Source organism: Nitrospirota bacterium (assembly GCA_037386965.1).
In the GTDB taxonomy this organism is placed as follows: domain Bacteria; phylum Nitrospirota; class Thermodesulfovibrionia; order Thermodesulfovibrionales; family JdFR-86; genus JARRLN01.
Genome location: JARRLN010000036.1, coordinates 1 through 20,226 on the forward strand (window position 1 = coordinate 1; position 20,226 = coordinate 20,226).

Annotated in this window: 24 protein-coding genes and 1 pseudogene; 19 read left to right on the forward strand and 6 right to left on the reverse strand. The window is 65.1% G+C overall.

Annotated features, from left to right (window positions below):
• On the reverse strand, positions 1-666 hold a 666-nt coding region (locus P8Y39_06885), incomplete at its 3' end, for a class I SAM-dependent methyltransferase (protein ID MEJ2192064.1).
• Between the two features lie 112 nt (positions 667-778).
• On the opposite strand from P8Y39_06885, the gene P8Y39_06890 reads away from it, so the two are divergent.
• The 5 genes from P8Y39_06890 to P8Y39_06910 all read left to right on the forward strand — a co-directional run bounded on the left by P8Y39_06890 (position 779) and on the right by P8Y39_06910 (position 3,073).
• On the forward strand, positions 779-973 hold the full coding sequence (locus tag P8Y39_06890; GenBank protein ID MEJ2192065.1) for a hypothetical protein: 195 nt from the start codon (positions 779-781) through the stop codon (positions 971-973).
• Between the two features lie 139 nt (positions 974-1,112).
• A complete protein-coding gene (locus P8Y39_06895; protein MEJ2192066.1) occupies positions 1,113-2,048 on the forward strand; it encodes a GTP-binding protein in 936 nt (311 codons plus the stop codon).
• Positions 2,049-2,063: 15 nt separating this feature from the next.
• Positions 2,064-2,453, forward strand: coding sequence for a DUF393 domain-containing protein (locus tag P8Y39_06900; protein ID MEJ2192067.1), 390 nt, complete (start codon positions 2,064-2,066; stop codon positions 2,451-2,453).
• A gap of 54 nt (positions 2,454-2,507) precedes the next feature.
• Complete coding sequence (locus P8Y39_06905; GenBank protein ID MEJ2192068.1) at positions 2,508-2,801, forward strand: DUF2007 domain-containing protein; 294 nt, start codon at positions 2,508-2,510, stop codon at positions 2,799-2,801.
• A gap of 14 nt (positions 2,802-2,815) precedes the next feature.
• On the forward strand, positions 2,816-3,073 hold the full coding sequence (locus P8Y39_06910) for an Lrp/AsnC ligand binding domain-containing protein (protein MEJ2192069.1): 258 nt from the start codon (positions 2,816-2,818) through the stop codon (positions 3,071-3,073).
• 63 nt (positions 3,074-3,136) lie between these two features.
• On the opposite strand, the gene P8Y39_06915 is transcribed toward P8Y39_06910, so the two are convergent.
• Positions 3,137-3,565 (reverse strand): peptidylprolyl isomerase, encoded by a 429-nt coding sequence (locus tag P8Y39_06915; GenBank protein MEJ2192070.1) that lies wholly within the window; start codon positions 3,563-3,565, stop codon positions 3,137-3,139.
• A gap of 126 nt (positions 3,566-3,691) precedes the next feature.
• On the opposite strand from P8Y39_06915, the gene P8Y39_06920 reads away from it, so the two are divergent.
• The 12 genes from P8Y39_06920 (at position 3,692) to glnA (ending at position 16,010) form a co-directional block, all read left to right on the forward strand.
• A complete protein-coding gene (locus tag P8Y39_06920) occupies positions 3,692-5,557 on the forward strand; it encodes a HEAT repeat domain-containing protein (GenBank protein ID MEJ2192071.1) in 1,866 nt (621 codons plus the stop codon).
• A complete protein-coding gene (locus P8Y39_06925; protein MEJ2192072.1) occupies positions 5,542-6,363 on the forward strand; it encodes a protein-glutamate O-methyltransferase CheR in 822 nt (273 codons plus the stop codon). Before P8Y39_06920 ends, P8Y39_06925 begins: the two co-directional genes overlap by 16 nt.
• 10 nt (positions 6,364-6,373) lie before the next feature.
• A complete protein-coding gene (locus P8Y39_06930) occupies positions 6,374-6,766 on the forward strand; it encodes a response regulator (protein ID MEJ2192073.1) in 393 nt (130 codons plus the stop codon).
• On the forward strand, positions 6,759-7,145 hold the full coding sequence (gene cheY, locus P8Y39_06935) for a chemotaxis response regulator CheY (GenBank protein MEJ2192074.1): 387 nt from the start codon (positions 6,759-6,761) through the stop codon (positions 7,143-7,145). The genes P8Y39_06930 and cheY overlap by 8 nt, the downstream gene beginning before the upstream one ends.
• 30 nt (positions 7,146-7,175) lie before the next feature.
• Entirely contained in the window at positions 7,176-8,960 is a 1,785-nt protein-coding gene (locus tag P8Y39_06940) for a chemotaxis protein CheA (protein MEJ2192075.1), read from the forward strand.
• A gap of 18 nt (positions 8,961-8,978) precedes the next feature.
• Positions 8,979-10,244: a protein phosphatase CheZ gene (locus P8Y39_06945; GenBank protein MEJ2192076.1), complete on the forward strand. Its 1,266-nt coding sequence runs from the start codon at positions 8,979-8,981 to the stop codon at positions 10,242-10,244.
• Positions 10,244-11,287 carry a chemotaxis response regulator protein-glutamate methylesterase gene (locus tag P8Y39_06950; GenBank protein ID MEJ2192077.1) on the forward strand — a complete coding sequence of 348 codons (1,044 nt, stop codon included), beginning with the start codon at positions 10,244-10,246 and terminating at the stop codon, positions 11,285-11,287. Before P8Y39_06945 ends, P8Y39_06950 begins: the two co-directional genes overlap by 1 nt.
• 36 nt (positions 11,288-11,323) lie before the next feature.
• Positions 11,324-11,827, forward strand: coding sequence for a chemotaxis protein CheW (locus tag P8Y39_06955; GenBank protein MEJ2192078.1), 504 nt, complete (start codon positions 11,324-11,326; stop codon positions 11,825-11,827).
• 189 nt (positions 11,828-12,016) lie between these two features.
• Positions 12,017-13,522, forward strand: a complete 1,506-nt coding sequence (locus tag P8Y39_06960; protein ID MEJ2192079.1) for a multiheme c-type cytochrome — start codon at positions 12,017-12,019, stop codon at positions 13,520-13,522.
• Positions 13,519-14,079 carry a flavodoxin family protein gene (locus P8Y39_06965; protein MEJ2192080.1) on the forward strand — a complete coding sequence of 187 codons (561 nt, stop codon included), beginning with the start codon at positions 13,519-13,521 and terminating at the stop codon, positions 14,077-14,079. The genes P8Y39_06960 and P8Y39_06965 overlap by 4 nt, the downstream gene beginning before the upstream one ends.
• A 15-nt stretch (positions 14,080-14,094) precedes the next feature.
• Positions 14,095-14,424, forward strand: a complete 330-nt coding sequence (locus tag P8Y39_06970; GenBank protein MEJ2192081.1) for a carboxymuconolactone decarboxylase family protein — start codon at positions 14,095-14,097, stop codon at positions 14,422-14,424.
• 173 nt (positions 14,425-14,597) lie between these two features.
• Positions 14,598-16,010 carry a type I glutamate--ammonia ligase gene (glnA, locus tag P8Y39_06975; protein MEJ2192082.1) on the forward strand — a complete coding sequence of 471 codons (1,413 nt, stop codon included), beginning with the start codon at positions 14,598-14,600 and terminating at the stop codon, positions 16,008-16,010.
• A 208-nt stretch (positions 16,011-16,218) separates the two neighbouring features.
• Here glnA and P8Y39_06980 read toward each other — a convergent pair whose 3' ends face one another.
• On the reverse strand, positions 16,219-16,632 hold the full coding sequence (locus P8Y39_06980) for a hypothetical protein (GenBank protein MEJ2192083.1): 414 nt from the start codon (positions 16,630-16,632) through the stop codon (positions 16,219-16,221).
• Positions 16,633-17,055: 423 nt separating this feature from the next.
• On the opposite strand from P8Y39_06980, the gene P8Y39_06985 reads away from it, so the two are divergent.
• Positions 17,056-17,985: a TIGR01212 family radical SAM protein gene (locus P8Y39_06985; GenBank protein MEJ2192084.1), complete on the forward strand. Its 930-nt coding sequence runs from the start codon at positions 17,056-17,058 to the stop codon at positions 17,983-17,985.
• 11 nt (positions 17,986-17,996) lie between these two features.
• A complete protein-coding gene (locus P8Y39_06990; GenBank protein ID MEJ2192085.1) occupies positions 17,997-18,143 on the forward strand; it encodes a NifU family protein in 147 nt (48 codons plus the stop codon).
• A gap of 95 nt (positions 18,144-18,238) precedes the next feature.
• On the opposite strand, the gene P8Y39_06995 is transcribed toward P8Y39_06990, so the two are convergent.
• The 3 genes and pseudogenes from P8Y39_06995 to P8Y39_07005 form a co-directional block, all read right to left on the reverse strand.
• Positions 18,239-18,439: a hypothetical protein gene (locus P8Y39_06995; GenBank protein MEJ2192086.1), complete on the reverse strand. Its 201-nt coding sequence runs from the start codon at positions 18,437-18,439 to the stop codon at positions 18,239-18,241.
• A gap of 195 nt (positions 18,440-18,634) precedes the next feature.
• Positions 18,635-19,612: a GTP 3',8-cyclase MoaA gene (gene moaA / locus P8Y39_07000; protein ID MEJ2192087.1), complete on the reverse strand. Its 978-nt coding sequence runs from the start codon at positions 19,610-19,612 to the stop codon at positions 18,635-18,637.
• A gap of 142 nt (positions 19,613-19,754) precedes the next feature.
• A pseudogene (locus tag P8Y39_07005) lies at positions 19,755-20,186 on the reverse strand (Clp protease N-terminal domain-containing protein).
• Positions 20,187-20,226 lie beyond the last annotated feature (40 nt).

Sequence of the window (20,226 nt, forward strand, 5' to 3'; positions counted from 1 at the left end):
CACGTACCGGATGCGCCTCGTCTCTGACAGCCTGCCGGCCAGGGCCCGGTAAAAGTCGTTCCCCTCTCCCACGGGCCGCACGGGACGGTAGAGGTAGACGAGGTCCGTCTCCTCAAGCGGGGCGTCCAGGATGTCCCCGTGAAACCACTCCACCCGGCCGGGGTCCATGCCCAGGGCCTCCCGATAGAGCCTCCCCGTCCGCGCCATCTGGCCGGAAAGCTCCACCTGGAGGGTCTTCCGGTGCGGGGCGATGCTCTGAAGAAGCAGGCCCTGAAGCCCGTTTGCCGCCCCTAGGTCGGCCACCTGGAAGGAGGGCTCAAGGAGATGCCCGACCAGAAGAAGGGGGGCAAGCCCCCCGGGGATGAAGCCCACGCCCCGGCCCGCCCTCAAGCGGGCCTCCTCCGGGCCGCTGTAACCGGCCCCGGCGCGGTGAAGAAGAAGGTAAAGCTCCAGAAGAGCCGCTTCGCGCCCTTTTTCGTCCCGGGCCCGCCGGAGGGCCAAGGCCTTCCCGGAGGCCCCGGGGGCAAGCCTCTGCACGCCCGAGTGGGAGGCCAGCGTGAGAAGGGCTCGCTCCACCTCGAGCGAGGCGGGCTCCCCGTAGACGTTCTCAAATATCCTCCGGTACGCCTTATCAAGGAGCGCGGAGAGCCGGGCACGCGCCGTCATGCCCTCAGTATAAAAGAATCCGGCGGCACGGTGCGGCGCAGCCCATCGTCTTTGCGTTGACAGCGGGTTCCCCTCCACCTACAATGGGGGCAAAAGCCGCGGGAGGTCCGCCATGATATGCAGCCTGGCCCGTCTCGATGAGAAGCAGCTTGAGGCCGTGCGCAAGCTCGAAGAAAAGATGGGGAAGGTCTTCCTGGCCTTCGCCTGCGCGGACATCGACACGGATGAGATGTCCGAGGAACAGCTCGCGGAGCTGAAGAAAACGGAGGACGAGCTCTGCCTCTCCCTGCTCGCCGTCAAGAAATAGGTCCCCAGGGGCAAACCTCCAGAGGCGGCTCCCACAGACAAGCCCCCGCAGCCCCTTCCCCCCCTGAGTCCGCCGGGCTGAGGGCCACAAGGGGCGCGCGCTTTTGAAAAGCCCCTCCGCCGGCGGTTAGACTATCCTCATGAGGGTCACCGTGGTCGCCGGCACCCTGGGGGCGGGGAAGACGACTTTCATCCGGAATATTCTTGAGGACTCCCGCGAGGAGGCCCTGGTGCTGGTCAACGATTTCGGAAGCGCGGGGCTCGACGGCGCCGTCCTGGCCGCCCAGGGAATCCGGAGCGTGGAGCTTCCAAGCGGGTGCGTCTGCTGCACCCTGAGACAGGAACTCGCCGGAGCGCTGACCGAGGCCCTCAAAGAGCACGCGGCGGAGCACCTTGTCATCGAGCCCAGCGGGGTGGCCTCCCCGGGCGGGGTGCTGGCCGTCCTGGAAGAGCTTGCCCTCGAGCGCGCCACCGTGGTGGGCATCGCCGATGCCACGGACTTCGCCGAGCTTTACGAGGCCGATGTCTACGGGCCCTTTTTTGCGGAGCAGGTCCGGGCCTCCGACGTGGTTTTGCTGAACAAGACAGACCTTGCCGCCGAGGAGGCCATTAGGAAGGCCGAGGGTCTCATCGAGGCCCTGAACCCCGGCGCCCTTCTTCTTCGCACGGTGATGGCCCGCCTCCCGGAGCACCATGCCCCCCTTCTTGCCCGCGGAGCGCCCTGGGCGCCCCGGGTCCGGGGAAGGCCGCCCCACGGGAGCCACGCCCTGCCCTTCGAGACCGTTTCGCTCCGCATCGCCGCCCGGGTGCCGCGCTCCTGGGTGGAGGGGCTCTTTGAGCAACTGCGCCGGGGGACCTTCGGGCAGGTGGTGCGGGCAAAGGGGCTGTTCCTTGCCCGGGAGGGTCCCCTGAGGGCCGACCTCGCATCCCGCCGGGTCGAGCTTGCCCCCTTTGCCGGGCCCCTCGGCGAAGGTCGTCTGGTGGTCATCGGGGCGGGCCTGAGGAAAGAGGCCCTGGCCCGGGCAGCGGAGCCCCCGCCTCAGCGCTCAAGCGGCTTGCCTTCGGCTGGAGACTGATACTAGCGTGGGAATATGAGCGGGAAGAAAGCCGGAACAGCCATTCTCATCTACGACGCCCAGTGCCCCGTCTGCCGGAACGCCGTCCGGTGGATTCGGGACAACGCCCGCAAGGACGCCTTCGAGCCCTACCCCTGCCAGAGCGAGGACCTGCCGGAGAGGTTCCCCGGGGTGAAGCGGGCCGTCTGCATGCAAGCCATGCAGCTTGTCCTGCCCGACGGCTCCATCCTCTCCGGAGAACAAGCCCTGCCCGAAGTGCTCAGGCGCCTCAGGAGATACCACCATCTGGCCCGCTTCTTCGACCTTCCCGGCTCCGAAAGCGTCTCCCGGGCCTTTTACCGCTGGTTCGCGGAGAACCGCTACCACATCGCCAGGGTATTCTTTCCCGGGGAGAAGAAGGAATGACCGCCCCCGGGAAAATGCGTTATTATCTTGAAAGAGGCACGGTGGAGGAGTTTCATGTGGAGAGATGAGGGGCATCGCCCCGAAGAGGAAGAGTGGGTGGAGGTCTTCGCGACCACGGACCCCGTGGAAGGGGAGATACTCAAGGACCTTCTGGAAAGCGGCGGCATCCCCGTCAGGACCCGCTCCCTGAGGGTGGGGCCCTACCCCGTCAACGTGGGGCGCATGGGGGAGATAAAAATCCTCGTGAGGCGGCATGACCGCCCGAGCGCGGAACAGGCCATAGAGGAGTTCAGGAAGAACGCCCGGCTGGAGGAAGAAACCACACGGAGAGAGGAGCCCCCACAGTAACCGCCATCGTCCTCATGGAAGTCTCCCGGGACAGGATACCCGAGGTGGCCGAACAGCTGGCCGGGATGCAAGGGGTCTCGGAGGCCTACTCCGTCGCCGGCAGGTACGACCTTGCCGCCGTCCTGCGGGTGAAGGACAACGAGAGCCTTGCGGACCTCGTCACCAGGCGGATGCTCAGGCTGGAGGGCATCCGGAAGACCGAAACTCTCTTTGCGTTCCGCGCCTACTCCCGGCACGACCTGGAGAGCATGTTCCAGATAGGCATCCAGTAGCGCGGCAGCCCGGCCTCCCGCGCCTGCGGGAGACCGGGGCTCATCGCAAGGCGCGCACCTTCCCTAGGCCACCTCGACCAGCTCTATCTCGAAGGTAAGGTCCCTGCCCGCCAGGGGGTGGTTGGCATCCAGGGTCACCGTATCGTCGCCTACGTCGACGATGGCCGCCTCGATTACCCCGCCGTCCTGCTGCCGCAGGCTCAGGACCTTGCCCTCCTCGGGGGTTATCTGAGGAGGGAACTTCTCCTTCTCCACCTTCAGGACGAGGTCCTCCCTGCGGGCACCGTAGGCCTCCTGGGGAGGGACCGTCACGGTCTTGCTCTCACCTTCGGACATGCCCAGCACGGCCTGCTCGAAACCCGGTATGAGCTGCTTCTGCCCCAGGGTGAAGCTCAGGGGCCCCCTCTCCTCGGAGGAGTCGAAGACGGTGCCGTCCTCGAGCTTCCCGGTGTAATGGACCTTCACGGTATCGCCGTTATGTGCCTCTTTCATTGCTGCCTCCTTTCGATGCCTTTTACCCAGTATGACAAATCCGGCCCGATGCCTCAAGGGCAGCCGGAGGAAAAATGTGATTATGAACATTTTCTTTCGAAAGACCCCTTCGTACAATACCCCATAATGAACGAAGAAAAAGACATCGAGAGGCTTATCGAGGACCTGTCCCATGCGGAGGACCGGACGCGGCGGAAGGCGGCCCTGGCCCTCTCCGGGGCCGACGAGCGGGCCGTCTACCCCCTTCTCAAGGCGCTCAAGGACGGCAACCTGGGCGTGCAGGACGCTGCCATGCGCTCCCTGGTGGCCATCGGCGGGGAAGTGGTGGCCTACATGGTGATACCCCTTCTCAGGGAAGACTCCTACCTGAGAAACACGGCCATGGTCATCCTGAGGGAGCTGGGAGCGGTCTCGGTGCCGCTTCTCTATCCGCTCCTGAAGGACAAGGACGAGGACATCAGGAAGTTCAGCCTGGACCTGCTGGCCGACATCAAGGAAAACGTCATCCCGGAGAAGGCGGCCCCCCTGGTGCGGGACCCCAACCCCAACGTGCGTGCGGCGGCGGTGCGTGCCGTCGGGGAGCTCCGCTACGATCGGGGCGTCACCGGGCTCCTGGAGGCCCTCAAGGACGAGGAATGGGTCTGCTTTGCCGCGCTGGAGGCCCTGGGAAGGCTCCGGGCGGAAGGGGCCGTCGGCAGTGTCGAGGAGCTGCTTGCCACGGCTTCCAAGCCCCTCAGGCTCGCGGCCGTGGAGTCCCTGGGCCGGCTGGGCTCCATCGAGGCCGCCGACGCCCTTTTCCGGCATATCTCCTCCTCCGAGGGGGAGGAGAAGCTGGCGGCGCTGAAGAGCCTGGTGCAGGTGGGCGTGACCCCCTCGATGTCGGGCGTGGGGGAGCTGCTGAGGGAGATGTTCTGGGTTTCGGGGTGGGAGGAGAAGTTCATAGCCCTGAAGGGACTCGCCGACCTCAGCGAGTACCGGGCCGTGCCGGACGTCATCGATGTGGCGGGCTCCCTGGACCGCTCCGTTCCGGAGGAGGAAGAGAGGCTCTACGCCGTCATGAACTACCTCAGGTCCTTCGGCTGCCACGAGGTCTTCGTCCAGGTCCTGAGCGACCCGAAGACCCGCTTCAAGGGCCGGGTCATCACCGCGGAGCTCCTGGGGGAGATGCGGTGCGAGGACGCCGTCCCGGTCCTCATCAAGCACATGGAGTCCGACACCCGGGACGTCCGGCGGGCCTGTGCCGGCGCCCTGGCCAATATCGGCACCGGGGCCGCCCTGGCCTCGCTGGCCGAAGGCGGCCTCTCCGACGAAGACGGGCACATCCGGAAGACCTCCGCCGCCGCCTTCGGCCGAAGCGGGGACCCCCGGTACGTCACGGCCCTGCTTGAGCAGATGGCCCGGGAACCCTACCAGGACGTCCGGGACGAGACCGTCAAGGCGGTCCTCGCCCTCGTGCCCCAGGAGCTGACTGGCCGCCTGGGGGAGTTGCCCCCGGCCGTGCGGGAGGCGGTGGGCCGGTACTCCCAGGACCTTGAAACGCTTCTCGCCCTTTCCGGCGACGAGGACCTGGACGTGCGGCTCTCGGCCCTGGCCGGGCTCGGCGCCTCCGCGGACGAAAGGGCCCGGGCGTGCCTGCTTGAGGCCGCCGGGGACCCCGAGGCCGCCGTCAGAAGGGCCGTTGCCCTGGCCATGGGTGAGATGGGCCCTTCCCTGGCCCACGTTCTTCCGCTTCTTGAAGACCAGGACATGTGGGTACGCGTCCATGGCGCGCGGGCCCTGGGACGCCACCGGAGCGAGGAGGCCCTGAAGGCGCTTCGCCCTCTCCTTCAGGACCCCGAGGTCCCGGTCGTCCTGGCCGCCGTGGAAACCATGGCGGCGTGGGGAGACGAGGAATCCCGCCGGACGCTTTCGGCCCTGAGGGAACATCCCGAGGAGGCGGTCCGCAACGCGGTAGCCGGTTTTCTGGAGAGGGCGGGATGGCCAGGGAGCTGAGTGAGGCGACCTTCCAGCTCTATAGCGAGTTCATCTACGACAAGACGGGCATCCATATCCCGCTTACGAAGAAGTACCTTGTGGAAAACAGGCTCATCAAGGTCCTGGAGGAATACAACCTGCAGAGCTACGACGAGCTCTTCCACCTGGTCCGGTACACGCCCAACGGCAAGCTGTGCGTGCGGCTCTTCGACGCCATCACCACCAACGAGACGTTCTTCTTCCGGGAGCCCCAGCAGTTCGACGTCCTGGTGGAGTCCATCGTCTCTCGCGTCATCCAGTACAAGAAGGGCTGCCAGGACGTGCGCATCTGGTCCGCGGCCTGCTCCACCGGAGAGGAGCCCTACACCGTCTCGCTCGTCATGCGGGAGAAGAGGCCCTTCGTCAAGGCCGACATCCTGGGCTCCGACATCAGCCGCGGGGCCCTGGAGGCCGCCCGCCGGGGGGTGTACAACTCCTATGCCGTCCGGAACGTCCCGGAGGCATACATGAAGAAGTACTTCACGCAGCAGGGACAGGACGCCTTCGCCCTGAACGCCGAGGCGAAAGGCTCCGTCCGGCTCACGGACATAAACCTCATGGACGGCGCGCGCAGGCCGGAGCTGGAGAACATGGACGTCATATTCTGCAGGAACGTCCTCATCTATTTCGACGACAGGGCCAAGCAGAGGGCCGTCTCCATCCTCTACGACAGCCTGAGGCCGGGCGGCTTCCTGTTCATCGGTTCCTCCGAGAGCCTGCACAACGTGACGCGCGCCTTCAGGCCCGTGACCTTCGACAAGGTCCTGGTCTACGAGAAGGTGTAAGGAGGGTGTGGTGAAGATTCTGGTAGTTGACGACGACAGGACGACGAGGAAAATCCTGGGCCTGTACCTGAAGGCCAAGGGCTACGAAGTGGCCTACGCCGAAAACGGCCTGGAGGCCATGGAGAAGCTCGGCAGGGAGACCATCAACCTCGTGATGACCGACCTGAACATGCCCTTCATGGACGGGCTGGAGCTCTGCCGGAACATGCGGGCCAGCGAGGCCACCCGGCACATCCCCATCCTCATGGTCACCACGGAGGACGACGAGGGGGAGAAGGCCTTCGCCCTGGAGGCCGGGGCCAACGGCTACCTGGTCAAACCCGTAACGGCCGAGGCGGTCTCCCAGAACATCAAGAAAATACTCGCTGACATTTTCTCCAAGGGAGGTGGCGTCAATGCCTGACCAGAACATGAAGATACTCGTGGTGGACGATTTCTCCACCATGAGGCGCATCGTCAAGAACATCCTCAAGCAGCTGGGGTACGACAACGTGGAGGAGGCCGAAAACGGCGCCCAAGCCTTCGAGAAGCTCAAGGCCGGCGGCATCGACTTCGTGGTGACCGACTGGAACATGCCCACCATGGACGGCCTGGTGTTCCTCAAGAAAATCAGGAGCGACCCGGACCTCAAGAACCTCCCCATCCTCATGGTGACCGCCGAGAGCGAGAAGGAGAGAGTGGTGGCGGCCATACAGGCGGGCGTGAACAACTACATCGTCAAGCCCTTCACCGCCGAAACCCTCAAGGAGAAGATGGAAAAGATCTTCCAGAAGATGGCGTAGGCCACGCGGTGCCCCGGAGAGAGCGCTCAGATGTCTGACGGCATGGACGAGATACTTCAGGACTTCGTCACCGAGGCCGAGGAGACCCTGGAGAAGGTCGACCCCCTGTTCGTGCAGCTTGAGGAAAGGGGCCACGACAGGGACATCCTCAACGAGATATTCCGGGGGGTCCACACCCTGAAAGGGGCCGCCGGCTTCCTCGGCCTGGCCGCCATCGTGGAGGTCTCCCACAAGAGCGAGGAGCTCCTGAAGAAACTCCGCGACGGGGAGATGGAAATCTCCCCGGAGCTCATCAGCCTCATCCTGCGCGCTGTGGACATGCTCAAGGTCCTGCTCCTTCATATCAAGCAGAGGGACGGGGCGGAGGAGGACATCGCTCCCCTCATCCGGGAGCTGGAGGAAGCCCTGGAGGGCAAGGCGCCCGAGGATGGGGCGCAAGGAGACCAGGAGCGGCCGCCGGAGGGGAAGGAGGCGACGGGCGCACCGGGCCCCGAAGAGGTCCTCGCCCATCCCCCGCCCGAAGACCTGCCCGAGGCCCTGCCCGTTCCGGAGGAAGGCCCGAGGGAGCCCGCGCCCAAGCCCGGCGGGGGCGCCGCGCCCAAGGGGCGGGAGGGCGGCGGTTTTCAGACCCTCCGGGTGGACGTGGAGAGAATAGACAAGGTCATGAACCTCACCGGCGAGATCGTCCTGGTGAGAAACAGGCTCCTGAACATCGCCGCCTACCTGGAGGGACGGTACGGCGACGACCGGCAGGTGGCGGGGCTTCAGGAGACCGTGGCCTTCCTCGACCTGGTGACCGCCGACATGCAGCTTGCCGTCACCAAGATGCGCATGCAGCCCATCAAGAAGGTCTTCGGCAAGTTCCCCCGCCTGGTCAGGGACATATCCCAGAAGCTGGGCAAGGAGGTCTACCTGAACATCTCCGGCGAGGGCACCGAGGTGGACCGCTCCGTCATCGAGCGCATCAACGACCCCATGGTGCACATCATCCGTAACGCCATCGACCACGGCATCGAGCCCGTGGAGGAGCGCCTGGGGCTGGGCAAGCCGGCCAAGGGCCTCGTGGACGTCACGGCCTACCAGCAGGGCAACCACATCGTCATCGAGGTCTCCGACGACGGGCGGGGCATCGACAGCGCGAAGGTGGTGGCCAGGGCCGTGAGCAGGGGCCTCATAGCCGAGGAGGCGGCCCAGAGGATGACCGACAAGGAGGCCCTGGGGCTCCTCTTCCTGCCGGGCTTCTCCACGGTGGAGACGGCCACCGAGCTCTCGGGCCGCGGGGTGGGCATGGACGTGGTGAAGACCAACATCGCCAAGCTCAACGGCTTCGTGGAAATCCTGACCACCCCCGGAGTCGGCTCCACCGTGCGCATCACCATCCCCCTCACCCTGGCCATCATCCAGGCCCTCATGGTGCGGGCCTCCGGCGTGCAGTACGCCCTCCCCCTGGGCGCGGTGGAGGAGACCCTGAAGACGGCCGCCGCGGACATCCGGGACGTCACCGGCAACAGCGTCATCACCATCCGCGAGAAGGTCTACCCGGTGGCCGAGCTGGCCGAGATGCTGGGCTCCGGAGGCGCCCCGGCGGAGAAGGACGACCGGTACGTCATCGTCATCGCCATCGGGGACCGGCGGTTCTGCGTGGCGGTGGACGAGCTCCTGGGGCAGGAAGAGGTGGTCATAAAGGCCATCGAGGGAATCGACACGGACGCCACCGGCATCCTGGGGGCCACCATAACCGGGGACGGCCGCATCGTCCTCATCCTGGACCCCGCGAGCATGGTGAGAACCATAACGGGCCTTGCGGCCGTCTGAGTACGCGGGGGTAGGACAATGCCACAATACATAGGGTTCAAGCTGAGCGAGAGCGAGTTCACCGTACCCATCCTGAGGGTGCGGGAAATCATCAACACCCCGGGCATCACCGCACTGCCCCAGGCGCCCCATTACATGAAGGGCATCATCAGCCTCCGCGGCAGGGTCATCCCCGTCGTGGACCTCAAGGAGCTGGTCTCGCTCAAGGCGGGGGAGGACGGCGGCGGGGCCAAGATCATCGTGCTGGCCGACGAGCGGCAGACCTTCGGCGTCCTGGTGGACGAGATAACCAGCGTCCTCAATATCGAGGAGTCCGCCATCGAGGCCGCCGAGGGGTTCGTCAAGGACAACATAGAGCGCGTCGAGGGCGTGGCCCGGCACGGGGACCGCCTGGTCATCCTCCTGAACACGGAAAACCTGGTGGACACCGGGGCCCTGGGCAGGGAAATGGACGCCCTGGAGCAAGAGGACCCCGGCGCCGAGGCGCCCCCTCAGGGGCAACGCCCTTCCCTGGAGGGCGGCAAGGCCGCCCTCCAGGCACCCGGGGAGGAGCCCGCCCCTTTGCCAGCGCCCGGAGGCGGGGGCGTCCGGGAGGCAGCCCAGCCCCGGGAGAACGCCATACAGGCGGCCAGGGACCATCTGGCCCGGAAGGCCTCGGAGGACGAAACCAAGGGGCAGTTCATCAACTCCCTGGTGGAGCTCCTCGACGTGCTGGACGCCCACGACTACCAGCGGGCCGACGTCATCCTCACCGAGCTCATGCAGTCCACCGAGGGCGAGCTGTACTACCAGATAGGGCGGGTCACCCGGAAGCTCCACGACTCCATAAAGGAGTTCCGGGAGATGCTGGACCCCCGCCTGCGCAAGATAGCCGACCATGAGGTTCCCCAGGCGGTGGACAGCCTGGAGCTGGTCATCAGCAAGACCGAAGAGGCGGCAAACCGCACCATGGGCATCGCCGAGAAATACATGGGCGACCTTCCGGAGTTCACCCGGAACGTAAAACGGATACGCTCCCCCAAGGGGGCCGTGCAGTATCTCTCGGATTTCAAGGACTCCCTGCTTCGCGACCTCACGGACATCATGCTGGCCCAGGAGTACCAGGACGTCACCGGGCAGAGCATCAGGCGGGTCATCGAGCTCGTCAACTCCATCGAGACCGAGCTGGTGGGCCTCATTACCACCTTCGGCGTCAAGTCCGAGCGGCAGGAGCAGAAGAGGAAGGTGGCCCAGAACATCTCGCAGGACGACGTAGACGACCTTCTCAGGGAATTCGGGTTCTGATGGTCACGGTCCTGGTGGTCGATGATTCGGCCTTCATGCGCCATGCCCTCTCCGTCATGCTGTCCTCCGACCCCGAAATCACGGTGGCCGGCACCGCCCGCGACGGCGTGGAGGCCATCGCCAAGGTAAAGACCCTCAAGCCGGACATCGTCACCCTGGACGTGGAAATGCCCCGGATGAACGGGCTCCGGGCCCTCCGCTACATCATGGAGGAAAACCCCCTGCCCGTGGTCATGGTCAGCTCCCTGACCACCGAAGGGGCCAGGGTCACCCTTGAGGCCCTGGAGATGGGGGCGGTGGACTTCATCCCGAAGAACCTCTCGGACCTCTCGGTCAACATCCTCAAGATAGAGAAGGTCCTGATAGAGAAGATAAAGTACCTGGCCCGCAGGAAGGTCATCCGCCTCCCCGCGCCGGACAGCAAGCCGGTCGTCGCCATCGAGGACGCCCCCCATCGTCCCGCCCGTTCGAAGCGGGCGGATGTGGTGGCCATCGGGACCTCCACGGGCGGGCCCAAGGCGCTTCAGGAGCTCGTGCCCCGGCTTCCGGAAAACCTGCCCGTCCCCGTCCTCATCGTGCAGCACATGCCGGAGAGCTTCACCCGGCCCTTCGCCGAGAGGCTCAACGAGATAAGCGCCCTGGAGGTCCGGGAGGCGCGGGACGGCGACCTCGTCAAGGCCGGCCTGGCCCTGGTGGCTCCCGGATGGGGAACCATGAGGGTCGAGAAGCTGGGCCGGGAGGTGCGCGCGAGGATAACGCCGGAGAAATCCACCCAGCATCTGTTTCACCCTTCGGTGGACGCCCTGATGGTCTCCGTCCCCGAGCTCTATGACGGCCGGGTCCTGGGCGTGATATTGACGGGCATGGGGGATGACGGGCTCACGGGCGCCCGCGCCATAAAGGGGCACGGGGGCTCGGTCTTCGCCCAGGAAGAAAGCGGCTGCGTGGTCTACGGCATGCCCCGGGCTGTGGTGGAGGCGGGCCTGGCCGACAAAGTGCTTTCCCTGGAGGAGATGGCGCATGAAATCGTGGGTTCCGTATAAAGCCCGGCGGGGGCGCAACCCCGCGGAGGAGGACCTATGCCAGAGCACCTGAGAGACCGGGAGGATATCCTTCAGCTTGTCACCTTCGCCCTGGGCAGCGAAGACTACGCCGTGGACATCCTGAAGGTGCAGGAGATCAACAGGATGACCGACATAGCCCGGGTGCCCAAGGCCCCGCCCTTCGTCGAGGGGGTCATCAACCTCAGGGGACGGGTCATCCCGGTGGTGAGCCTGAGGAAGCGCTTCGGCCTGCCCGAGAAACAGAGCGACGAGAAGTCCCGCATCATCGTCATGGACGTCCGGGGCGTCATCGTGGGGCTCATGGTCGATTCCGTCTCCGAGGTCCTGCGCATTCCGCCCAGCACGGTGGAGGAGGCCCCGAATCTCAACGCGGAGGTGGCCACGGAGTTCATCCAGGGCATCGCCAAGCTCGATGACAGGCTCATCATCCTCATCGACATGGACGCACTCATAGAGAAGTCCGAAAGCACCGCCCTCGTGGAGGCCGCGGCGGACGGGCGAGACGTGAAAGAGGAGTAGGTCCGTGCGCCGACCGCCACCGGGCGGACCGACCGCCACCGGGCGGACCGACTCGCCGCCGGGCGGACCGGTGCACTACCCGATGGCCTTCCCTTCTTGACAATAGCCCCCTTGCCACATAGCATTTAGGAAGAAAAAGGCGGGCTTTTTCGGCGGAATAATCCGGATGTGACAGGAAGGGGGGAAAACATGGAAAAGAAGGCTCTCGCTTTCACACTGGTTTGGGTCCTTTTCGGTGCACTGGCCGCGGCGGCTTCCGAGCCTCCCGTAAGCTCCGAGACCCAGGCCTGCCTGGGGTGCCACGAGAGCGTGACCCCGGGCATCGTCGCCGACTGGAAGATAAGCAGGCACTCCGGGACGACCCCGGCCGAGGCCATGGAAAAGGCCAAGTCGGAGCGCCGCGTCTCCGCCCGGAACGTCCCGGAGAACCTCAGGGACTCCGCGGTGGGCTGCTACGAGTGCCACAGCCGCAACACCGACAAGCACACCGACAGCTTCAACCACTTCGGCTACACCATCAACGTCGTGGTCTCCCCGCGGGACTGCGCCACCTGCCACCCCGTCGAGGTTGACCAGTACGCCGGCTCCAAGAAGGCCAACGCCTGGGGCAACCTCCAGAACAACCCCGTCTACCACACCCTGGTGGACTCCGTCATCGGAGAGAAGTCCGTGGAGAACCTCACCATAACCTCCACGCCGGCCTCCTACAGCACCCGAAACGAGGCGTGCTTCCACTGCCACGGCTCCGAAGTGAAGGTGACGGGCACGAGGAAGGTCAAGACCGCCATGGGCGTCATAGAGGTGCCGGAGCTGACAAACTGGCCCAATGACGGCGTGGGAAGGCTGAACCCCGACGGCACCAAGGGCTGCTGCACGTCCTGCCACGCCCGGCACTCCTTCAGCATCCAGATGGCCCGCATGCCCTACACCTGCGCGCAGTGCCACCTGGAGCCCGACGTGCCCGCCTGGAACGTCTACAAGGAGAGCAAGCACGGAAACATCTTCGAGACCTTCGAGAGCGACTTCAATTACACCAATGTCCCCTGGACCGTGGGCGAGGACTTCAACGCCCCCACCTGCTCGGTCTGCCACGTGAGCCTCCTGGTCACCCCGGCGGGCAACGTCCTGGCCGAGCGCTCCCACGACTTCGGCGCCCGCCTGTGGGTGCGGCTGTTCGGGCTCATCTATACGCACCCGCAGCCCAAGTCCGGCGACACCACGGTCATCAGAAACGCCGACGACCTGCCCCTGCCCACCACCTTCACGGGCAAGCCGGCCTCGGAATACCTGATAGGCAAGAAGGAGCAGGCGGCCAGGAAGGAAAAGATGATGGCCGTCTGCAAGGGCTGCCACAGCACCCGGTGGGTGACGGACCACTTCGCCGAGATGGACAACACCCTCAAGGAGACCGACGCCATGACCCTGGCCGCCACGAAGCTCCTCCTCAGGGCGTGGGACGAGGGCCTGGCCGACAGGGAAAACCCCTTCGATGAGGCCATCGAGCGGATGTGGGTGAAGCAGTGGCTCTTCTACGGCAACACGGCCCGCTACTCGTCGGCCATGACCGGCGCCCCGGACTACATCGCCTTCAAGTACGGCTGGTGGGGCCTGACGACCAACCTGGCCGATATGAAGGAGGTCATCCAGCGGGGCATCGAGCTCAAGCGGGCGGAGAAGGAAGACCGGAAGGAGTGAGGGTCGTGGCCTTTCAGGGCAGCCCCCGCAAGGGGGGCAACACGGAGCTTCTTCTCGGGGAGGCCGTGGCGGGCGCCGGCGGGGAGGCCCGGGTGTTCGACCTCAACGCCGTGGAGCTCATCCCGTGCCAGAACTGCGGCGGATGCGAGGAGAGCGGGGTCTGCATCCTCCAGGACGACATGAACGCCATCTACAAGGCCCTCCGGGAGGCCGACCGCATCATCCTGGCAAGCCCCATCTACTTCATGGGCCTCTCGGCCCAGGCCAAGGCCATGGTGGACCGGTGCCAGGCCTTCTGGTGCGAGAAATACCTCCTCGGAAAACCCATCCCGGCGGGGCCGGAGGGCAGGAAGGGGCTCCTCCTCCTGGTGGGGGGAATGAAGAAGGAGCAGGGCGTGCGGTGCGCGGAGGCCTCGGCCACGGCCTTCTTCCGCAGCATAAGCGTCCCGGAGCACCGCACGTTGAGCTACCTGGGAGTGGACGCCAAGGGAGAAATACGCAAACACCCCACCGCCCTTCGGGACGCCCGGAGGGCGGGCGAGGAGCTTGTGCGCTGAGCACGGGAGGACACCATGGCGAAGTTGCCGCGTCAGTACCGTTACATCCGGGATAGCTTCACCGAGTACCACGAGGCCCTGAGCAACCTGGGGAAGGCCTCCCGAGCCGCCGGGCCCCTGGAGGAGAAGACGTCGCAGCTCGTGCAGCTTGCCGCCGCCGCGGCCATCCGCAGCGAAGGGGCCGTGCACTCCCACGCCCGCAGGGCCATGGAGGCCGGCGCCAGGCCCGAGGAGCTCTACCACACCCTTCTGCTTCTGACCAGCACCATCGGCTTTCCCACCGTCTCGGCGGCCATCTCCTGGATAGACGACGTCCTGGAGAAGGACGTGCAGGCGGAGGACTGACCCCCCTGGCCGGAAGAGCCCCCCGGGGGACCCTTGACAAAAACGTAAAGCTTCGGATATGATGGGTGACACACGGCAACCGTTTGCCGTCGTTTTTATATCGGCTCCGGTGCCCGACCGTGGGAAACGACGCGCCTGTGCGCCCGAAACTTTTCATTTTCTGAGGAGGCAGTATGACGCCCAAGGAAGTATTGACGTTTGCCAAGGAGAACAACGTGGCCATGGTGGACCTGAAGTTCATCGACTTCCCCGGCATCTGGCAGCACTTCTCGGTCCCGGTCCACGAGATTCAGGAGAACACCTTCGAGGAGGGCCTGGGGTTTGACGGCTCCTCCATCCGGGGCTGGCAGGCCATCCACGCCTCGGACATGCTCATCGTGCCGGACCCCTCCACGGCCATGATGGACCCCTTCCGCAAGCTCCCCACGCTCTCCATGGTCTGCAACATCGTGGACCCCGTGACCAAGGAGCCTTACAGCCGCGACCCCCGCTTCATCGCCCAGAAGGCCGAGAAGTACCTGAAGTCCACCGGCATCGGCGACACCGCCTTCTTCGGCCCGGAGGCCGAGTTCTTCATCTTCGACGACGTCCGTTTCGACCAGACGGCCAACTCCGCCTACTACATGGTGGACAGCGTCGAGGGCATATGGAACTCCGGCCGCGAGGAGTGCCCCAACCTGGGCTACAAGCCCCGCCACAAGGAGGGCTACTTCCCGGTCCCGCCCACCGACAAGCTGGAGGACATGCGGGCGGAGATGGTGCACGTGATGGAGGCCAGCGGCATCATCGTGGAAGCCCAGCACCACGAGGTGGCCACCGCCGGGCAGGGCGAGATAGACATGCGGTTCAGCCCCCTGATGGAGATGGCCGACAAGCTCATGCTCTTCAAGTACATCACCAAGAACGTGGCCTACAAGTACGGAAAGACCGTCACCTTCATGCCCAAGCCCCTCTTCGGCGACAACGGCTCGGGCATGCACGTGCACCAGAGCATCTGGAAGGAGGGCAAGCCCCTCTTCGCCGGAAACGGCTACGCGGGCCTGTCCGATCTGGCCCTGCACTACATAGGCGGCATCATCAAGCACGCCCCGGCCCTGACCGCGTTTACCAACCCCACCACCAACAGCTACAAGCGCCTGGTCCCGGGCTTCGAAGCACCGGTGCTTCTGGCCTACTCGGCCAGAAACCGCTCCGCCTCCGTCCGCATCCCCATGTACACGCCCTCGCCCAAGGCCAAGAGGATAGAGGTCCGGTTCCCCGACCCCAGCTGTAACGGCTACCTGGCCTTCGCCGCCATGCTCATGGCCGGCCTGGACGGCATCGAGAACAAGCTTGACCCCGGCGAGGCCATGGACAAGGACCTCTACGACCTCCCGCCCGAGGAGCTGGCCGCCATCCCCACGGTGCCCCACTCCCTGGATACCGCCCTGGACGCCCTGTCCAGGGACCACGAGTTCCTGCTCAAGGGCAACGTCTTTACGGCCGACGCCATCGAGAAGTGGATGGAGTACAAGAGGATGGCCGAGGTGGACGCCCTGAGGCTCCGCCCCCACCCCCACGAGTTCTTCCTTTACTTCGACATCTAAAAGCCGCACGGAACACCGCATTTCATAAAAAGAGGGACCCCGCCGGGGTCCCTTTTTTTATGCGGCCACGCCCATCGCACCGACGGATGAGGCCTCCGGGGGAAAGCCGCCGGACGAAAGGCCGACCCTCCAAAAAAGAAGGCCCCCTTTTGGGGGGGCCTTCGCCATGAACGGTTATTACGGGGTTACCCTGTGATTCGCCCTCTCGCTAGAAACAGCCCCAGCCGTAGCCGTAGGCGGCCGTGGGGGCCGTGGCGGAGAACTTCTGCGTCAGGTCGTTGAGCTCCCGGGCCAGCTTGTCGGCCTTCTTTTCGTTTCCGGCCTTCAGGGCCTCGCTGTACTCAAGCTGCTTGCTCTGAATCTCCTGCCTCAGGTCGGCTGTCTCCTGAAGGGTCTTCTGGTCCACGCCGTAGCCCGGCCCATACCCATAGCCCATCATGTGCCCATACCCGGGACCATAACCCATCATGTGGCCGTACCCGCCCATGTAGCCGGGGCCGGAGCCCATAATGCCATAGCCGCCCATGTAGCCGGAGCCCGGGCCTCCGGCCCAGTTGGCAAAGGCCGTCGCGCCCACGCCCAGAACGGCCACCGCCGCCAATACCGCCAGAACCTTCTTCATCGTGAAACCTCCGTGAAAAGTTTTTCGACTGCATCATGGTTTCAGAATACCGAAACTCTGTGAAGACTTTTTAAAGAAACTATGAAACCTTTATGAAGGGTGGACACAGTTCCGCAGCGGTCAAACATCGCAGCGGCTTTGACAAGCACACAGAGTTTTTCCGTGCTCCTGTCCTCATGTTGAGTCGTCGACAGGGCGCGGCCCGCCCCGATTAAACATCGAGACCGCTTTGACACAGCAACCTGCACAACTTTCCGTGTTCCCGGTCCTCAGGATACGCCGCTTGCGGCGGGCACGGCCCCTGAATCTCCAGAGGTTTCACGTTTGCTCGCCGTTTCAATGATGAATCGTTGGGGGCCGTGGCCTGTCGCGCAGCCCGTTGGCTGGTTTGACAGGGTTTTCTGAAAACGGGGATAATGAAGCATGCGCCAGCGGTACAACTCCTTCGGTTCGTGGGCGAAGCACACCTTCGGCGCCATGGTCCAGAAGGTCAACGTCGATGCGGGTTTCACCTGCCCCAACCGGGACGGTACCCTGAACGTCACGGGGTGCACCTACTGCAACAACGAGAGCTTCAAGCCCGGGGCCTGCCGCCCCACCCTGCCCGTGGGCGAGCAGGTCCGCGGGGGCATCGCCTATCTCGGACGCCGTTACGGAGCCCGGAAGTTTCTGGCCTATTTTCAGGCCTATACCAACACGTATGCCCCGGTGGAGACCCTGGAGAGCCTCTACAGGGAGGCCCTGGCCCAGCCCTCCGTGGTGGGCCTGGCCGTCGGCACCAGGCCGGACTGCGTGGACGAGGAGAAGCTGGCCCTCCTTGAGGACATCGCCCGCGAGAGCTTCGTCCTTCTGGAGTACGGCCTTCAAAGCATTCACGACAAGTCCCTCCGGTACGTCAACCGCGGGCACGATTACGCCTGTTTCCTCCGCGCCCTGGACATGACCCGGGGGCGGGGCATCCACGTGGGGGCCCATACCATCGTGGGTTTCCCCACGGAGAGCAGGGAAGAGACCCTCCAGATAGCCGACGAGGTCTCGCATCTGGGGCTCGGTTTCCTGAAGATACACCAGCTCCAGGTCATAGAGGGCACGCCCCTTGCCGAGAACTACCGGCGCGAGCCCTTCCCCGTGCTGGGCTACGAGGAATTCCTCGATTTCCTGGCGGAGTTCATCGAGCGGCTCTCGCCCGGCATCGTGCTTCAGAGGCTCTTTGCCACCGCTCCCGACGATATCCTCATCGCCCCCCGGTGGGGACGGAGCAGGCACCGGATTCTCCGGGACGTGGAAAGGCGCCTTCGTGAGCGGGACACCTGGCAGGGAAAACGGTTGAAATCCCCCACCCGGATAGGGTAGCCTTTGGGGGCATGGACCGCGGGGGAGACATCGAGCGCATCAAGGAAATCATCGAGGAAGTAAAGCCGCAGTTTACCCTCATGGGAGGGGACGTCGAGTTCATGGACGTCCAGGGCGAGAAGGTCCGCATCCGGCCCGTGGGGTACTGCTACCGCTGACACGGCACCCGGGTGGGCCTCGTGGAGGCCCTGAACGAGCGCATCCGGAGCGAGATTCCCTGGGTGAAGATGGTCGTGGTGGGCGAAGGGAAGCGCTAGGACAGGGCCTTCCTGGCCTGCCGGAAGAGCCCCTCTATTTCCTTCGTGCGGGCCGCCACCTGCTCCAGCAGGGAGGCCACGTCCTCCCTGCCCATTGCCCGGGCCTTTCCAGCCCAGTCCAGGTAAGAGTCCAGATGCCCTTCGTTATGCTCTATCCAATGCTCGATGAGGCGGCCCAGCTTTTCCGTCTCCTCCATGGCGCTTCCCTCCTTCGCATTTGTCCCGAGATTATAACCCATGGGCGGCCTTGGGCCGAGAGGATGACGGACGAAAAGAGGGCTCGAGGCGGATGGGGCAAAGCTAGGGCCGGACCCGGCGTCTGGACGCCGAAAGGCCTCGGATGATTTTAGAAAAGGGGCTGGCCCCCCTTAGAAAGGAGTCTGGACTCCCCGTCAGCCGCCGATGGAGGACATGGAGGGGATGGCGGCCTTCCCGGGCTGGCGGGAGAGGGCGTTGCCCTCGGGTTTCTCCCGCACGGCCCGGGCCAGGACACGGATGAGCTCCTCGTCTGAGGCCCCGGCCCGAAGCGGCCCGGCGATGTCTATCTCGGCCCGGGAGAAGAGGCAGGGCCGTATCTTCCCCGCGGCGTTCATGCGCAAGCGGTTGCACTGGTAGCAGAAGCTGTGGCTCACCGGGCTTATGAAACCCAGGATCCCGGGGGCGCCCTCCAGGCGGTAGTTCCGGGAAGGGCCCCTGCCGCGGAACCTCCGGCGGGTGAGCTTTCCCAGGGAGGCCACGGTCCGCTTTATCTCCTCTGAGCGGATGCACCGCTCGGGGCGCCGGAATTCGGTCCGGCCCGAGGGCATCAGCTCTATGAAACGGATGTGGCGGGGCTTTTGGAAGGTGAGGCGGGCGAAGTCCAGGATCTCGTCGTCGTTCATCCCCCTGACGGGGACCATGTTTATCTTCACGGGGGAAAGGCCGGCCTTCTCGGCGGCCTCGATGCCCGAAAGCACCTGCTCAAGCTCCCCGCCCCCGGTCATGGCCCTGTATCTTTCGGGCTTGAGGGTATCCAGGCTCACGTTCACCCTGTCCAGGCCCGCCGCGCTCAAGGCGGGGGCCATTCCTTCGAGCAGGGTGCCGTTGGTCGTGAGGCTCAGGTCCCTCACGCCGGTGGCCTTCACCCCCCGGATGACCTCCAGGATGTCCGGCCTCAGGAGGGGCTCCCCTCCCGTCAGGCGTATCTTCCTCACCCCGAAGGCCCCGGCCACCCGGGCGATGCGGACGACTTCCTGGCCGCTCAGGGTCTCCCGGAAACCGATTTTCGGCGGGCGCTTCTCCGGCACGCAGTACAGACAGCCCAGGTTGCACCTGTCGGTGACCGAGATGCGGAGGTAGTCGATTTCTCTTCCCAGGCTGTCACGGGCCATGTCAGGGGACCTTTGGATATTCTATGGTAATCTCCTCCCCGGTGAGGGCCTCCGTAAGGAAGGTCTTGATGGCCTTCTTCTCCTCGGCCTGTCCCGCGGCGTCCGGGTCCGCGGCTGCGCCCTCGGCGCCCGCTTCACCCTCGACCTTGCTGATGCCGTGCGATATGAAGTTCACCACGTCGAGCCGCGAGATGTCGTAGCGGTTCAGCAGGTAGGTGGCGTAGGAGTCCTTTTCGCTGAAGATCGCGACCAGCACGTTGGCGCCCAGCACCTCGTCCTTGCCGGCGGACTGCACGTGGTACAGCGCGCGTTGCAGCACGCGCTGGAACCCGATGGTGGGCTGCGTGTCGCGGCTCTCGCTGTCCTCCAGCACCGGAACGGTGTCGGCCAGCACCTTGCGCAGGTCGTTCTCGAGGCCCTCGACATCGGCGCCGCAGGCGCTGAGGATGCTCAGCGCGGAAGCGTTCTCCAGCAGCGCCAGCAACATGTGCTCCACGGTCAGGTATTCGTGGCGCTGGTCACGGGCCGTCTGGTAAGCCTGGCTGATGGAGAGTTCGAGATCCTTGCTGAACATGGCTCAGGCTTTCTCCAGTGTGCACTTGAGCGGGTGCTCG

Bases quoted from the DNA above. Each gene is read 5' to 3' on its own strand.
- P8Y39_06890 (MEJ2192065.1), top strand. From the start codon at position 779: ATGATATGCAGCCTGGCCCGTCTCGATGAGAAGCAGCTTGAGGCCGTG.
- P8Y39_06895 (MEJ2192066.1), top strand. From the start codon at position 1,113: ATGAGGGTCACCGTGGTCGCCGGCACCCTGGGGGCGGGGAAGACGACT.
- P8Y39_06900 (MEJ2192067.1), top strand. From the start codon at position 2,064: ATGAGCGGGAAGAAAGCCGGAACAGCCATTCTCATCTACGACGCCCAG.
- P8Y39_06905 (MEJ2192068.1), top strand. From the start codon at position 2,508: ATGTGGAGAGATGAGGGGCATCGCCCCGAAGAGGAAGAGTGGGTGGAG.
- P8Y39_06910 (MEJ2192069.1), top strand. From the start codon at position 2,816: ATGGAAGTCTCCCGGGACAGGATACCCGAGGTGGCCGAACAGCTGGCC.
- P8Y39_06915 (MEJ2192070.1), bottom strand. From the start codon at position 3,565: ATGAAAGAGGCACATAACGGCGATACCGTGAAGGTCCATTACACCGGG.
- P8Y39_06920 (MEJ2192071.1), top strand. From the start codon at position 3,692: ATGAACGAAGAAAAAGACATCGAGAGGCTTATCGAGGACCTGTCCCAT.
- P8Y39_06925 (MEJ2192072.1), top strand. From the start codon at position 5,542: ATGGCCAGGGAGCTGAGTGAGGCGACCTTCCAGCTCTATAGCGAGTTC.
- cheY (MEJ2192074.1), top strand. From the start codon at position 6,759: ATGCCTGACCAGAACATGAAGATACTCGTGGTGGACGATTTCTCCACC.
- P8Y39_06940 (MEJ2192075.1), top strand. From the start codon at position 7,176: ATGTCTGACGGCATGGACGAGATACTTCAGGACTTCGTCACCGAGGCC.
- P8Y39_06945 (MEJ2192076.1), top strand. From the start codon at position 8,979: ATGCCACAATACATAGGGTTCAAGCTGAGCGAGAGCGAGTTCACCGTA.
- P8Y39_06950 (MEJ2192077.1), top strand. From the start codon at position 10,244: ATGGTCACGGTCCTGGTGGTCGATGATTCGGCCTTCATGCGCCATGCC.
- P8Y39_06955 (MEJ2192078.1), top strand. From the start codon at position 11,324: ATGCCAGAGCACCTGAGAGACCGGGAGGATATCCTTCAGCTTGTCACC.
- P8Y39_06960 (MEJ2192079.1), top strand. From the start codon at position 12,017: ATGGAAAAGAAGGCTCTCGCTTTCACACTGGTTTGGGTCCTTTTCGGT.
- P8Y39_06970 (MEJ2192081.1), top strand. From the start codon at position 14,095: ATGGCGAAGTTGCCGCGTCAGTACCGTTACATCCGGGATAGCTTCACC.
- glnA (MEJ2192082.1), top strand. From the start codon at position 14,598: ATGACGCCCAAGGAAGTATTGACGTTTGCCAAGGAGAACAACGTGGCC.
- P8Y39_06980 (MEJ2192083.1), bottom strand. From the start codon at position 16,632: ATGAAGAAGGTTCTGGCGGTATTGGCGGCGGTGGCCGTTCTGGGCGTG.
- P8Y39_06985 (MEJ2192084.1), top strand. From the start codon at position 17,056: ATGCGCCAGCGGTACAACTCCTTCGGTTCGTGGGCGAAGCACACCTTC.
- P8Y39_06990 (MEJ2192085.1), top strand. From the start codon at position 17,997: ATGGACCGCGGGGGAGACATCGAGCGCATCAAGGAAATCATCGAGGAA.
- P8Y39_06995 (MEJ2192086.1), bottom strand. From the start codon at position 18,439: ATGGAGGAGACGGAAAAGCTGGGCCGCCTCATCGAGCATTGGATAGAG.
- moaA (MEJ2192087.1), bottom strand. From the start codon at position 19,612: ATGGCCCGTGACAGCCTGGGAAGAGAAATCGACTACCTCCGCATCTCG.